Annotated in this window: 7 protein-coding genes; 4 read left to right on the top strand and 3 right to left on the bottom strand. The window is 42.9% G+C overall.

Annotated elements, in window-relative coordinates:
- Positions 1-5,226, top strand: a 5,226-nt coding sequence (locus tag G500_RS0121690; RefSeq protein ID WP_027004066.1) for a T9SS C-terminal target domain-containing protein, incomplete at its 5' end; no start/stop codon positions are given.
- 123 nt (positions 5,227-5,349) lie between these two features.
- On the opposite strand, the gene G500_RS0121685 is transcribed toward G500_RS0121690, so the two are convergent.
- Complete coding sequence (locus G500_RS0121685; protein ID WP_027004065.1) at positions 5,350-5,772, bottom strand: OsmC family protein; 423 nt, start codon at positions 5,770-5,772, stop codon at positions 5,350-5,352.
- A gap of 469 nt (positions 5,773-6,241) precedes the next feature.
- Here G500_RS0121685 and G500_RS0121680 point away from each other — a divergent pair, with 469 nt between their 5' ends.
- The 3 genes from G500_RS0121680 to G500_RS0121670 are packed head-to-tail and all read left to right on the top strand — an operon-like array spanning position 6,242 to position 9,988.
- Positions 6,242-7,567, top strand: coding sequence for a tetratricopeptide repeat protein (locus G500_RS0121680; RefSeq protein ID WP_027004064.1), 1,326 nt, complete (start codon positions 6,242-6,244; stop codon positions 7,565-7,567).
- 50 nt (positions 7,568-7,617) lie between these two features.
- Positions 7,618-8,745 (top strand): hypothetical protein, encoded by a 1,128-nt coding sequence (locus G500_RS0121675; protein WP_027004063.1) that lies wholly within the window; start codon positions 7,618-7,620, stop codon positions 8,743-8,745.
- 52 nt (positions 8,746-8,797) lie between these two features.
- A complete protein-coding gene (locus G500_RS0121670; RefSeq protein WP_154657277.1) occupies positions 8,798-9,988 on the top strand; it encodes an SPOR domain-containing protein in 1,191 nt (396 codons plus the stop codon).
- 107 nt (positions 9,989-10,095) lie between these two features.
- On the opposite strand, the gene G500_RS0121665 is transcribed toward G500_RS0121670, so the two are convergent.
- Together G500_RS0121665 and G500_RS0121660 are read right to left on the bottom strand one after the other, a co-directional pair.
- Positions 10,096-13,050 carry a type III restriction-modification system endonuclease gene (locus G500_RS0121665; protein ID WP_027004061.1) on the bottom strand — a complete coding sequence of 985 codons (2,955 nt, stop codon included), beginning with the start codon at positions 13,048-13,050 and terminating at the stop codon, positions 10,096-10,098.
- A 74-nt stretch (positions 13,051-13,124) separates the two neighbouring features.
- A complete protein-coding gene (locus tag G500_RS0121660) occupies positions 13,125-15,110 on the bottom strand; it encodes a site-specific DNA-methyltransferase (protein ID WP_035758413.1) in 1,986 nt (661 codons plus the stop codon).
- Positions 15,111-15,398 lie beyond the last annotated feature (288 nt).

Raw genomic sequence — 15,398 nt, 5'->3', positions numbered from 1 at the left:
ATTACGCCCGCCCAAATCGACAATGGTTCGAATGATGCTTGTGGTATTGCTTCTTTGGCATTAGATAAAGAAGATTTCACTTGTGCCGATTTAGGTGTAAATACTGTAACGCTTACCGTAACGGATAACAACAATAATCCGAACACTTGCACCGCAACGGTTAATGTTTTTGACAACCTTGCGCCGACGGCAATTTGTCAGCCTTTGACGGTACAATTAGACCCTGTTACGGGTACGGCAAGTATCACACCTGCACAGGTCAATAATGGCAGCTTCGATAATTGTACGCTTCCTGCGGATTTGGTCTTGGCGTTGGATATTACCGATTTTGACTGTACGAGTATAGGCGCAAATACCGTAACCCTTACCGTAACTGATGCCAGCGGAAACTCTGCTCCTTGCACCGCTGTCATTACGGTAGAAGATGCTACCCAACCGACGGCTCTTTGCCAAGATATTACGGTACAATTAGATGCGAGCGGCAATGCGACAATCACGCCTGCTGATATTGACAATGGTTCGAATGATGCTTGTGGTATCGCTTCTTTGGCGTTGGATATTACCGATTTTGACTGTACGAGTATAGGCGCAAATACCGTAACCCTTACCGTAACTGATGCCAGTGGAAACTCTGCTTCCTGCACCGCTATCATTACGGTAGAAGATGTTACCCAACCGACGGCTCTTTGCCAACCTGTAACCCTTACGCTCAATGCGGCAGGTCAGGCTACGCTTACAGTAGCACAAGTAGATGCAGGTAGTTCTGATAATTGCGGTATTGCGAGCCTGACGCTTTCAAAAACTGATTTTACTTGTGCAGATGCAGGTGTTCAGACCGTAACGCTTACCGTTGAAGATGACAATGGTTTGGTTTCTACTTGTGATGCACAAATTACGATTCAGGATACCGAAGCCCCAGTTATCACTTGCCCTGCTAATATTGTGGTCAATAACGACGCAGGTGCGTGTGAGGCAGTCGTTACCTATGCCCTTCCTACCGTAACGGATAATTGTGGTGCGATTGTACCAACCCTAACGGCAGGCTTGGCGAGCGGCTCTGCTTTCCCTGTCGGAACAACAACGGTTACTTACGAAGTGGTAGATGCTTCGGGCAATAGCGACGATTGTAGCTTTACTGTTACGGTTAATGATACCGAAGCTCCAGTCATTACTTGTCCTGCTAATATTGTAGTGGATAACGGCGCAGGTCTTTGCGGTGCAGTGGTGAATTACAACCTGCCAACTGCTACGGATAATTGCGGCGTTCCTACCATTACGCTACAAAGCGCGGCAAATACTGCGGTAGGCTCTACTTTCCCTGTCGGAGTAACGACGGTTACCTATCGCGCTACTGATGCGGCAGGCAATTTTGCAGATTGTAGCTTTACCATTACGGTAAATGATACTGAAAATCCTGTTTTTGTCGCTACGCCAAATCCTGTGGTGAATTTGAACGCAAGCACAACGGCGTGTAGCGCAAATTATACCTATAACCTTACTTTTAGCGATAACTGTGCAGGTGCTACTATCCAACGCACAGCAGGTTTGGCAAGTGGCTCGGCTTTCCCTGTCGGAACAACGACGGTTACACACGTAGTAACGGACGCGGCAGGCAATACCGCTACCTACTCTTTTGATGTGGTTGTGGTAGATGTTACGCCACCGACGATTGTTTGCTCAAACCCTGCGCCTGTGAATAACACGCCCGGTATTGGCGTTTGTGGTGCGGTTGTCAATTATCCGCTTCCAACGGCAAATGATAACTGCGGCAATACGACTTTGGTCTTGGTCAGTGGCTTGGGTACAGGTGGTACATTCCCCTTGGGCGAATCTTTTGAAGTCTATGAAGCCATAGATGATGCGGGCAATGTATCGGCACAATGTACGGTTACGGTAGTGGTCAATACGCCTCCGCGTATCTTAGATGCAGATGGTTCTACCGATTTGTGTAAAGACGAATCTGTAAATCTTCGCATTTCGCCTTCTTTTGGCGCATTGAACGTTTCTTATGAATGGTATCACAATGGCGTACTTATTCCGGGCGCAACCAGCGATAGCTATTTAGTTACGGCAGTAGATGGTTCGGAAGCAGGTATCTATAAAGTAATCGTAGATAACGGTTGTGTGGAAGAGTCTAATGAAATTGAAATTAACGTCTTCCCAACTCCTGCCTCTGTCATTGCCAATCCCGACGCAAGCGGACAATACACCATTTGCGCAGGCGATACCATTACTTTGAATGGATTGCACCCCGACCATACCGTTAATCCTGTAACGTATCAGTGGTTCTTAAATGGCACGCCAATTCCTTTGGCAAACGAAAGCACCTATGACGCAAGTATTGCAGGCTCATATACGGTAGAAGTGGCTTATACCACAGGAGCGCAGTGTTCGGCACTTTCCGACCCTATCTTGCTCAACCTCAATCCGCTACCTGAAATTACCATCAATCCTTTCCAGATAGTTTGCGCCCCAGTGGATTCTATCGGTTTTGAATTGAGTGATGATACCAATTTCGGCTATATTTGGAGTGGAGCGGGCATTGTAGGCGACTCTATCCGCCGCGTGATTCACGTAGCCGATTCGGGTTATTATACAGTTCGTATGATAAACCTCACGACAGGTTGTGAGTCGGATAGCACGATTTACGTTTCGCGCAATCCTGCACCTTCGCTTACTGTGGCAGATACGGCAGTTTGTAGAAATACGCTTCCTGCCATTCTGATTGCCGAAGATATTTCACACGCAGACGTAACCTACGAATGGTACTTCCTGACAGGAACAACCCCTGACGCGCTCATTAGCAATGATGCCAACCTGCAAGCCAATGAAGAGGGCTATTATGCCGTCCGTGTTACGGATAATGTTACGGGTTGTATCAGCACCGATACGGCGTTTGTAGAAATCAATGACGAACCAGACTTTGAAATCAAAGGTTATGAAACGCCTGTTTGCAACCAAAGTGTCAATCTCTACATTCAGGCTACAAACCTAAATGGCATGTTGATACAATGGTCGGGTACAGGTCAGATTTTAAGCCCTACTGATGGCTTGGATTTGATAGTAGGCTCGTCTGGCACTTACACCGTAACGGTAATAGACACGACACAATCTACAAATTGTGCCACTACCAAATCTATTGATGTCATCATCAACGACGACCCTATCATTCCTGTAGATTTGGAGGAACTCTATATCGTTTGCGAATCGGATACGCTCAATTTAGATGGTTTCGACCCTTCACATGAAGCCGAAACAAGCTATGTTTGGGAAAACTTAGACCAAAGTGTAGCCCTTTCTGATGATAGAACCGTTGCCATTACGTTTGGCGATTTGGCTACTGAAAGCTATGATACACTGCGTTATCGCCTCACGATTACTTACCCAAGTGGCTGTACGATAGCCGACACCTTCTATGTCAAATTTGATAGAAAGTCGGAAGTAGAGATTTTGGTCAATGGTCAGCCTTATGAAACCGACGCGCCTTTTGAAATTTGTATCGGCGAGACGGTGAATTTGACTGCACAAGGCGGTACAAGCTATGCTTGGAGTACAGGAGAAGACACGCAAACGATTGCCGTTACGCCTGATAGTGTAGGTATTTTCGAGATTGTCTTAGGCGGCGAATATCCTACCATTTGCGAAGGCTCTACTGATACGGTTCGCATCAAGGTCAATCCGATGCCAGTAGTGGATTTGGCGGCGCGTTACGGTGAAAAAGTAGTAGTCTGTCAAGATGATAGCATCTCTTTGAGTGCCTTCAATCCGCAAAACGTATCGAATAGCCTACAATACGTATGGCGCGATATTGACAACAATACCCTGCTTTCTGATTCTTCTTTCGTTACGATTGTTTTTGGTCAGAATGTACCCAATACCTATTTGCCTACACGCATCGAGGTTACGGTCTTTGATGAACTTTCGCCTAATCTTTGCGAAGTGCGCGATACCATTCAGGTACAATTTGAAAGAAAATCGGAAGCCTTTATCGAGCCTTATGATTCACTGCTTTGTTTGGGTGATTCTATTACCCTAACGGCAGGTGGCGGTTCGTCCTTCCTTTGGAGTACAGGCGATACGACGCAAAGCATTACAGTAAGTCCTTTGCAGGCAGATGCCTATCATACCTATACCGTAAAAGCAACCTACGGCAATAGCTGTGATAGCACCGAAGCAGTAGCGATACTTTACGTCAATCCTTTGCCGCAGATTCAGGCACATACCCTCGATAGCATCAATATCTGTGTAGATGACTCGATTACCCTGACTCCTTCGGGCGGCGTGAGCTATGCTTGGACACATGACCCCTTTGCCACAGGCGCGATTCGCGTTTCGCCTAAGCAGCCGACTACCTACTACGTTATCGGCACAGATGCCAATGGCTGCCAAAATGTAGATTCGGTCTTTGTCTATGTTTCGCCTAATTTCGACCTGCCTGATACCCTGATAGCCTGTGCAGGCGATACCCTTACGCTGGGTCAGGCACTGCCTGATAGCTTAGGCGCAACTTATTTGTGGCTGCCGACGGCACAAAACACGCCGTTTATCAGCGTAACCCAATCGGGACTCTATACGGTTAGGGTGCAGGTAGATAGCTGCTTCTTTGAGCGCAGTGTTTTGGTAGATTTCAAAGGTCAGATAGAAGTGTTATTAGAAAATGACACAACGCTCTGTTTTGAAACTGATGCCGCAGGCGGATTCCAAGCAGGTCAGACGCGCGAAATTCATTATACCGTACAAAATACTGACCCTGCCGCCGAATATCTCCACGTCTGGACAAACGAAGAGGGCGACATCATTAGCACTGATACGGTCTTGCGCGTAAGTGAGGCAGGAAAATACTACTTGCGTATCGTTACGCTTTATGGCACTGCCCTTTCTTGCGAGTATCAAGATAGCATCCAAGTCAATGAAATTTGCGAACCACGCCTCTATGTACCTGATGGCTTCACGCCAAATGGAGACGGTTTGAACGATAGATTCGAAGTATTCGGTCGTCATGCCAAAGATTTCCATATGGCAGTATTTGACCGCTGGGGACAGCCTGTCTATCGCATCAGAGCGAAAAACATTGAAGACATCGGCTTGGAACAGTGGTGGGACGCAACCCATCAGGGACAAGATGTGCCAACAGGTATCTACGTTTGGGTGATTTCTTATAGCACGCCAAATGATGAAAAACCTGAAATAATACAAAAAACTGGAAAAGTGGTCATTATTAGATAACAAAACTTTTCTGTATCTTTTTCTTCAAAAATAGAAAACGTCAGGGGCTTATATTGCACCTGACGTTTTTTGCGTTTCAGACTAAGGCGAGGAAAATCCAAAAACAGAAGCACACTTTTGGGGTCAGAAGTCAAAACTGATAAGTTGTTCAATGTCGGGGTGCAAACTTTTGGCTACGGGGCAGTTTAGGGCTGCATTTTGCAGCATCTTGCGCATCTTTTCGCTGATATCGAGTGGCTCTGGGGTGAAATAATGCACCTTGATAGCGGCTATCCTACGCGGATTATCTGCCATAATTTTTGTAACTTGCATTTGCATCTGACCCAAATCGAGGCTTTCGCGTTGGGCTACAATACCCATAATCGTCATGCCACAGCTTGCTAAGGCGGAGGCTACTAAATCGGTAGGTGAGAAGGCTTCGCCTTTTCCTTGGTTATCGAGCGGTGCGTCTGTTAGGATTTGGTTTTTCGAGGCAAGGTGAGTGGCTTGGGTACGCAAAGATTGCAGATAGCGCACTTCTATTTGGTGTTCTTTTGGAGTTGTCATATCCGAAGGCTCAAATTGAGAAAGAAAGAAATGAAAGAAATGAAAGAAATGAAAGAAAAAAACAAGGGAAAGAGAAAAAACAAGCAAGGCAGGAGCGCGGAGAACGGAAAGCCTTGTTTTGTCAAATTTTGCACGAAATAAAATTTGGGCTTAAATCCGCTTTTAGGTCTGAAAGTCCTTTTTTATTTCAATCTCACTACGGATAAGATATTGCCTTGTCCGTATTTGTGCATCTGACTTTTAGAATTTAACATCATAGCCCAACGCCCTGCCTACGAATTTAAGCAAATAAATTGCGCTGGGTAGAGCCTTTTCTTTCTTTTATGATTTTTTTTGCATTTATTTGCAGATGAATCAGAAAAGTGTTTTTTCTAAAAATGTGCGTTGGGAAGCGGCTTTTTGCAGTTTTCAGGTACGCATTTTATAGTTTAGGGGCGTTTTGCGTCTTCTTTTGAATGGATAAATCCAAATGAGGCTAATTTACCTTTTTAATTCGCGCACTTTGAGAAAAGGCTTATGGTTTTTATGGATAATGATATGCCCTTTTTCGCTATTTTCTCAAAGTTTGTATCAACAGGGCTTGGCATTGGCTAAAAAAGGAGCTTTGCCTGAAGCCCTTTCGGTTTTGGAAAAAGCCGCTACCAGCGAAGCGAATCAGGCGGATATTTTTTTTGCTATGGGATTTTGTTATGAACAGTTAGCAAAACCCCATCAGGCGGCACAATTCTACCAGAAAACCCTGCAAGTAGAGCCTGACTATTGGAGTGCTTACTTCAAACTTATGCAGGCATATCAGGCAGAAAACAAAATGCCTTTGGTAGAAAAGACCCTACAAGAGGTCTTACAAAGGCTGCCTTCCGACGAGGAGCGGATTAAAATTTTGGGCAAAAACCTTGTAGAACAGAACGAAACCGAGCGTTTAGATGCTTCTTCTTTGTTGCTGCTTCAAAAGTTTGAGAGCCTGTCAGGAACGCTGCCACCGCTTTTCCAACTTATCGAAATAAAAGCCTACTTTGCCGCCCATCAATACGAAAAGGCACAAAATAAGGCAGAGAATATCCTAAATACAATTACGACGCAAAATGCCCTAACCGAAGAAGTGGCATATTGGCATCTAAAAGCCGCTTTTCAGGTAGGTGATATAGACAAAATGAGCCTTTTTCTAAATCGCATCAAGCGTGAGGAATGGTTAGCAGAGGCTAAAATTTTAGCCCCAAGATACTACTACAACTTAGGATACGCCTACTTTTTTGCCCATGAGTTTCAGAAAAGCGAACAATACTTGCGCTCTGCCTTAGCCATAGACCCCGAATATTCAGCGGCGCAGGTCTATCTCAATCAAATTGCAGCCCGAAAAGCCGATAAATCGCGTGTCATCAATCTGACTCGTGAAAAGATGATTTATCAAGAACATACCCAACACGATATTTCTTTCTATAAAGATTTGGCGCGTCTTTATGTGCATCAAGAGCTATACAACCAAGCGATTTTAATGGCAGACTCTTGCTTGATGCTCGATAAGCACCAGCCCGAAGCACTTTTTTTAAAGGGAATTGCGCTATACAAAACCTACAAAGATGCAGAGGCTATCAAAACTTGGGAAGTATTGGTGCATTTTTTGGAAAAGCACGAAAAAGAGTTAGACCCTGAAAAAATGGCACAATATTATTTCTCTTTAGCTTTGGCGTACAAACGGCAAAAAAAGCTCGATTTAGCACAAAAAAACCTCCAAAAAGCAAAAATAGGAGTCTATCAAGATGCAGTCTTGTATGAGCTAAATCATCTGAAAGAGTAGCAATTCCTTTTCTATCCCTTAACTTTTCTTTACCTATTCCAAGAACTGATATGAACTCTATTTTTGTTTCTAAAACCACAGGGCGGTGGCTGCTGACGGTCTTTTTGGCTTCCTTTTGGGTAGCTTTGCAGGCGCAAGTGGGAGCTTCTTATACTTTTGAAATGTTGGCGCAAGAGCCTATTCAGATTGTCAATCATCCTATGCCGACGGGCTTTACAGAAAAGGGCGATAGCACACTGACGCTTTACAATACCAATTTGGCAGAAATGGCAATTTATTTTGTCAATGGCGAGCAGTACCACCACATTCTCAATCCCAACCCGACGGGCATTATCCTAAATGGGCAAGTGTTTTCCTTTTTTTGCGACCTTGAAATGGCGAGAGCTACCAATACGAGCAACTTTTTGGAAATATACGAATTTGAATATTTGAGCAGAAAATACATCTGTCTATTAAATTATCGTGAGGACTGTCTGCATAAAGGCTGCCGCTATCGCTGTTTCAATGTCTTTGATGTTACGGAAAAAGACAAAGTAAAAGCCTATTCCTTTTCCAGCGTGTATAGCCAAACGGATACTTTTGCCGATTTCAATAACGACGGCATCATAGATTTTGTAAGAGCCGCTCCTGTGCCTGCCGAAGAATTGAAAGAGGTAGCGGAAGAGGAACGCAGTCTGTATCATTTGGTGACGACTTATTCCTTAGATGAAGGAAAAGCCAAAGAACTCAAAAACGAAGGAAATGCCTATTATTTGCAGGTAAAGGGGCAAGACGAAGAACTTAGCAGCTTCCAAATTGTCAAGTGCGATTGGTTTATTCCACTTAAAGACCAAACGGGCAAAGTGGCGGAGAGAACCCCTTATTTTGCGCCTTATATTTCTTTCGACCCCAAAAACGACTTTCTCTATGATGCCAAAGGTTTTAGGGTAGAAAAGCGCGTCTGGGTAGTTCTCATTGCTGATTTTATGGAATTAGATGGGGCATTAGACTACGCCGAAGAACTTTTAGAAGAAGGGCATGAAGATGTCTATGTCTATATCGACCAGTATGGGCGCGACCTCAAGTTTTACGTCCTGCTTGGCAATTATTGGAACAAGGAAAAAACCGACGAATTGAAACTAAAACTTCAAAAAATGGGTATTAACGGGCGTATTGTCAATATGCAAAAAGAGTTCTAACTTTTGGCAAAACATTTGCCTTTTCTTTCCCTACACCACAACTGTTTTTAATATGACGACTATACAAACACGCAACCAACGCGCTTTTCTTTTTCTAAACCGTCCGCTATTTTTTGTGATTGCTTTTTGCGGTTCTTTTTTTAGCCTGCCGCAAGTCTGGCTTTCCGACCTTCCTACCCTGACGGCACAGCAGTATTCGCTCAAACAGCTCACCCAAGAGCCTGTCAAGATTACGGCACACCCTTCGCCCGACTCCCCCCTTGAATCGCGCGATACTTCTTACACCAAATACGCAGGCGGCTCGGTAGATTTTAGCATCTATACCCTCAATGGTCCTCAATGGCATGTGCATCTCAATCCTGCCCCGACGGGTATTGTTATCAATGGGCAAAGTTTCCGCTTTTATTGTAGCACTGAATTGGGCGTGCCTATGAATTTGAACTCTTTTTTAGATATTTATGAATTTGAGTATTTGGGGCGCAAATACCTCTGCCTTTTCACTTTGCAGGAAGATTGTCTATACAAGGGCTGCCGCTTCAAATGCTATAATTTGTACGACATTACAGACCCTAAAAAAATCGTCCCCTACTCTTTTTCTACTATCTTCGAAGGCTCGGCTTCTTTTGGCGATTTTAATTTTGATGGCAAGATGGACATCGTTACGGCTATGCCAAAAGCACCCAATAGCTACCTCGAATCTGCCGTAGATGACAAAGGCGCAAATATCTTGGTTACTGCCTATACGCCCGACAAAGGCAAGATGCGCAAACTTATTCAAGAGCAGAAATCGGGCAATCCCTACTACATTTATGTAAAGCCAAAAGACGAGGAACTTAGCAGTTTTGAAGTCTTGCAAACCGACTGGTTTATGCCCCTGAAAGACCCTTCGGGAAAGGTCTTAGACCCCAAAAATTTCTACCCCGCCTATACGCCCTTCGACCCTAAAAACGATTTCCTCTACACACCCGAAGGCTATCGAGTAGATAAACGCCGTTGGGTCATTCAGCTCGAAGATTTCCCCGACGAAGATGGCGCAATAGACTATTGCGAAGAATTGAAGGCAAAAGGCTTTCAAGAGGTCTTTATCAAAGTAGACCACTACGGTCCCGATTTCCTTTTCCGCGTCTTTTATGGCAACTATTGGAGCAAAGAAAAGGCACAGCAGATGCACCAACTTTTGATAGATAGAAAGCTATTAGAACGCAACAAACCCGACGCAATCATGGCACTGCAAAGGGATTAGCCTATCAGAAAGTAAGCTAAAAAGCGACCTAAAAAATGAACAAAAGAAAAAACCTTGTAGCCTGCGCCGCAAGGTTTTTTAGTGTTTAAAGGTGCTTTAAAGACGCTTTAAAGACCTGTTACAATGCTTTTGATAAAATGTGCCATCTTATCATGGCGCAATTGGGTTCTAAATTCTATTTTTACTCTGCCTTCAAAAAATTTTTCGGCATGTTTGATTTTTAGCTTCTCTTCCTGCCGAAGCTCGTCTTGGCTGCCTACATTTTTGGTTTCGATGATAAGATTGAGCTTTTCGCTTCCGTCTTTGAATTTTACCACATAAGCAAAATCAGGCGAATAACTCTTGCCCCCTGCCACAGGAATTTTAATCGAGTTTTTCGGAATTTTTGTAAAGACGACCACTTCGGCGATTTCAGTCTTGATGTTTTGCTTTTCTAATTCAGAATCGTAATACAGTTCGTCAAAGAAATAAGCCTTTGCCACCGCTTCGGTAGAGAGATTTACCCCCACGTCTGCGGACGAAATTTCGGTCAAGACCTCGCCCTTGGCATTAGTAAATTTGGTAGGGTGAATTTGGTTCGAAACCTTCTTGTAAGCAATGGAATACTTATCAAAGGCTTGGGTCATCAAATAGGTATCAAAATTTTGTTTGAGGGTTCGCAAAGTGCTTGGGTTCAGATAAGAATTTAGCTCTATTTGAGAAGCGACCAAAGATTGGTGTAGCGTTTTGAGGTTGATATTGAGCAGTTTGGAAAGTTCTTTCAAAAAGCTACTGTATTTGAGTAGCGAAAGACTTACCGTTTGCCGATTGTAAATGGATTCCGACTCTTGCGCCACTGCCTTGTTGTCCTTGATTTCAATTTGTGCCACGCGTTCCTCTATGTCATCTGACATCAGGTTGTCGGCTTGCGTTTTTAAAAAGTCGGTGAGAAAGGATTGAAAATGCGCTTCATTTTCAAATTTATATTCCAACACCACTTTTTCGTTGAGCTTTTCCCAAAGTGCTTTCAATTCGCCATATTTTGAGGTGCGGACGCTAATTTTCGGCTTCGGGTCGGTGGCTTTGCGAACCTTAGTCGGATTTACACCCTCGAAAATAGCGGGGAAGTTTTCTTTGATAAAATCAAACCCGCCTTCTTCAAAATCATTACTGCGATTGACGACATTGTGTTTATCTAAATACTTCAGTAAAGCATTAGTGTCCGAAAATTGGTCGGAATACCTTTCCAAAATCTTCGGAATAAGCGGCGTAACATTTGTTTGCGTTTCTACCATAGAAATGGCACCCGATTTGCTATTGATTTCACCTACTAATTTATCTATAAAATCACTTTCGGTAAAATCTACAAAATAGTGCAAATGAAATTGCTCCTCTTTCACTCGATTGCCGTATTCATTGACGGGTAGGCGCAAACCGCGCCCCACTTCCTGCAATTTCGAAATTTCACTTCCGCTGCTTCGCAGTTTGCAAATTTGAAAGACATTGGGATTATCCCAACCTTCCCGCAAAGTCCATTTCGAAAAGATAAAACGGCGCGGATTTTCCAAATCGAGCAAGGCTTGTTTGTCGTGCAAAATTTCGTTTATTTCCTTTTCTGTGGCTTCGTCTTTTTCGCTATTGTCTTTCGAAAAATACCCCCCATGTGTGCCTGAAAGGTCGGTGAGCGTTTTTGCGAGGTAGGCTTTGTAAAACGCATTTTCTTCTACTTCGAGCAAGGCTTCTACTTCTGCCTTGATGCAGCTTTCAACAAATTGCCTTAGATAGCCCTCGTCTGTTTTACTGCCTGCTTTGCCGCGATAGGCTTCAATGTTATCGATAAAAAAAAGCGTTAGGGGCTTGATTTTCACTTGGCGCGTGAGCAACTTTTTTTCTATCTCAAAGTGATTTTTTATTGCCTTTGCCAACATCATTTCTTGTAGGGTAGTGGCGTATGAATAAGGATTGATTTTGTCGCCCTTCTTCATTTCTAAGCCATTGCTTAGAATGGCGGTGCTTTTATTGAGGTTTTCCAAATACAAACCTACCATCTGACTATGGATTTTTTCCAGACTTTCTTTTTTGGAAAGCCTAACCGTCTTGCGTTTGTTGTTTTCTACCAACTCAAAACTTGCCTCTGTGCCGTCTGAATCGAGGAAGCGCACTACGGCATTTTTCCCACCTTCATGTTCTGTCAAATGTCCGATAATGCCCTTGACTAAGTTTTGATTAAAAGCATCGACGGCGGAAAGTTGATAGATAAGGTTGTGATAATCTTTTGTATAGGCAACTTCGTTTTTGTTTGTAAATAGATTTTTTTGCTTAATCGCCTTTTCGGGAAAAGTAGCACCATAGCGCAGGATAAATTGAGGCTTTATCTTTTCGATATTTTCCCAAGTTTTGTTGTTTTGTCCAAACTTGTGAGGTTCGTCAATTATCATAAAAGATTGCGTAGCGGCAAGGGCATCAAAAGGAACGGTATAGGTATCAAACAAACTTATATCAAAACTTTTTTGCAGCGTTTCCGAATTGAGCATGCCCGCATTGATGAGTAGCACCTGAATTTGGTTTTTTTCAAAACTATCCGCTTTTACAAAATTTGCTATCGCAGGTGGAAAGTGCGATTTTTTGCTTTTATTGCTTTTTTGGCTTTCTACAATGTGCAGGTGCAGCGTCTTGTCGTATTGCGACTTGAAATGTTCGCGACAGCTATCCGACTTCAAAAAATTGATAGTACCCGCCTTGATAGAAAGCGTAGGCACAACGATAATAAACTTAAAGATGCCGTATTTTTTGTTGAGTTCGAAAATCGTTTTGGTATAGGTATAGGTCTTGCCCGTACCCGTTTCCATCATAATATCCAAAATGTGGCTATTCGTAAAACTTTCGCTTATTTGCTGCTCTGCTTGTAGTTTTTTGATGTTTTCTTTGTAGGCTATCATATTTTTCCACACAAAAGCGGGATTGATGTGGTTTTTGTGTGCGCCCGTAGCGGCTTTGAGCTGCAAAGTGTTGAATACTGCCAACGTATTTTCTACCGCTTGCTTTTGGTGCGCCAAATCTTTCTCAAAATTAAATCCTTTCATCTTTTGTTTGTGTTTGGAAGTAAGGTAAAACAAAACCCGCTTCAAAGTCTTTTCTTTCGTGGGTTTTGCTACTTTCAATACCTTGTAATAAAGTCAATCTCTATGCTTTTTTTGTTTGAATAAGACTTTACATTTTCAGCAAGTTCGCGCAATCTGGCACTTTCAAAATGATAGCCAAAACAGATAACAGACGCAGGATTAAAGTTTTTATCCGCATCTATTTTTTCTAAGAGTGCCTTCAAATGTTCGGTAGTAAAGTCTTTGTGCATCAAATACAACTTATCGCTGCCATAAAAGCCTTGATAATCAAGCAAATAAACGCTTTCTAAATCTTCTGTAAGTGCCATGCCGTCGTAGGTCTTCCAAGTGGTGAGCAGGGCTTGAAGGTCGTCTTCGGTGAGCTTGCCTGCATCAAAGAGCGTTTGAGAAGCATCAAAACCTGACGCTTCAAAGTCGTAATCTTCCCAAAGCGGAAGCGTCTCGAAGATTTTAAAGCCGTTTCGCGCTTTTTGCGCTTCTAATTTCGCAATTTCGGCTTTCGTTTCGTCCGTAGGAAGCTCGCTGCCAAGCTGCTCTATTTTTTTATCCAAACCTGCATTGATTTTTTTTGCCGCACGCAATAGGCGTTCCCGTGTAATTTCAAATATCGTCGGTTCGGCTTTTAGCTCATTTTTTACAAAATCAAACGCCGTCTTGTTTTTCTTTTTGTCTATCGCTTCGGGAAGCTGAACCAAAATAAATTGTCTGCTGCCCCCATCTTCCGCATTGAGCTGCATCACCGCATCACCTGTAGTGCCGCTGCCCGCAAAGAAATCGAGGATAACGTCGGTAGGGTTTGAGCCTATCGAAGTTAAATACTTTATATATTCCGTAGATTTTGAATTTTGAAAAATTCTTTCTTTAAAAATTTCTTGTATTCGATTTGTCCCCAAACTTGACAAGCCTATATTTTCTGGAATTACAGAAGAAGGCGCACCTTTCGCATCTCCTAAATATTTTTTAATGTATATGTTCCAATTCGCCTGCTCCCCATTTTCTTTAATTAAAGGACTTGTTGATGTTTTTTTAAAAATAACATTATTTAATTTTAAGTTTTCTTCAAAAGTTTCTTTGATAAACCTAAACAAATATCCCTCTTGAGGCTTGACTAATTCTCCATCTGGACACTTTATTAAATATTTTTGATTTTCTCCTTTTGAGTCATTTTTCCAAGAAAAGTCTTTTTCGCGATAAATTCCCTTATCGTCAATTTTGTTATATTGTTTAACTGCTTTTTCTGATAGTGGTGCATAAAATATTTCTAAAAAATTTATATTTTTTGTATAACATAAACAATACTCATGACAATTATTAACATATTTACTTCTTATGCCACCAGCAGTAGAAGATTTCCACACAAATTCCGCCACAAAATTCTCTTCCCCAAAAATTTCGTCCATTAGCAGCCTTAGTTGTGCCACTTCGTTGTCGTCTATTGAAACGAAAATTACGCCATCGTCTTTGAGCAGCTGTTTGGCAAGGTAAAGGCGTGGGTACATAAAGGTAAGCCAAGCGGAATGGCTATTGCTTTTGCTTTGCGTAAAATCTAAAATGCGTTTGGCGCGTTCTTCGCTGATTCCGGTTAGGTTTTGTAGCTCTTTTGCGGTAAATTTTCTGTCGTCTTGATAGACAAAGCCGTCGCTCCCTGTGTTGTAGGGCGGGTCTATGTAAATCATCTTTACCTTTTGGTAATAGGCTTGCGCCAAATGTTTTAGCACTTCGAGGTTGTCGCCTTTCAGAAGCAGGTTTTGTGCGTTTTGTTGTTGGCTATTGTGTAGGCTGTTGGGCTTCAATAGGGTCGTGGCTGCGTCGCTTGCCAAAAGCCTGGCATAGCTTTTTCCGAGCCACTCTAAGCGGTAGCTTTCTGCCGAAAAATTGACCTCTTTTTGTTCGAGGTTGGCTCTAAATTTCTCAAAATCGAACTTTCCGTCTTTATCAAAATAGTGTGGGAAATGTTTTTTCAAGGCTTCTACTTCGCTTACTGCCTTGATTTGGTTGGTCGTGTTTTGCGTTTGGCTCATGATTTTGAGTAGTTAGAATTGCCGCCTTTTGTGCATTTTTTTTCGCTAAATAGGCTTGCAAAAGTAAAAAAAAATGTACGAATACCCAAAAGTTTTCCGTCTGTGCGCCCTGATTTTGGAAAAACTTTTACCATTTTGCACCAAAGGGCTGAACCCCCGCCCTGCCTTTCGCTCAAAGGGCATTGCTGTTAGATTCTAAAAATTAGGCTCGCATGTAGGGAAAAGGCACTGCCTTGTCCATAGCCTTGTCCGCAGGGCAAAATTGAAAAACAGGGTTGGTTCATTCCT

Origin of the sequence: Hugenholtzia roseola DSM 9546, assembly GCF_000422585.1 — a bacterium.
In the GTDB taxonomy this organism is placed as follows: domain Bacteria; phylum Bacteroidota; class Bacteroidia; order Cytophagales; family Bernardetiaceae; genus Hugenholtzia; species Hugenholtzia roseola.
This window is presented reverse-complemented; position numbering and strand designations above follow the sequence as displayed.

Coding starts and splice junctions, on each gene's coding strand:
- G500_RS0121665 (WP_027004061.1), bottom strand. CDS start 13,050: ATGAAAGGATTTAATTTTGAGAAAGATTTGGCGCACCAAAAGCAAGCG.
- G500_RS0121685 (WP_027004065.1), bottom strand. CDS start 5,772: ATGACAACTCCAAAAGAACACCAAATAGAAGTGCGCTATCTGCAATCT.
- G500_RS0121680 (WP_027004064.1), top strand. CDS start 6,242: ATGAGGCTAATTTACCTTTTTAATTCGCGCACTTTGAGAAAAGGCTTA.
- G500_RS0121675 (WP_027004063.1), top strand. CDS start 7,618: ATGAACTCTATTTTTGTTTCTAAAACCACAGGGCGGTGGCTGCTGACG.
- G500_RS0121670 (WP_154657277.1), top strand. CDS start 8,798: ATGACGACTATACAAACACGCAACCAACGCGCTTTTCTTTTTCTAAAC.
- G500_RS0121660 (WP_035758413.1), bottom strand. CDS start 15,110: ATGAGCCAAACGCAAAACACGACCAACCAAATCAAGGCAGTAAGCGAA.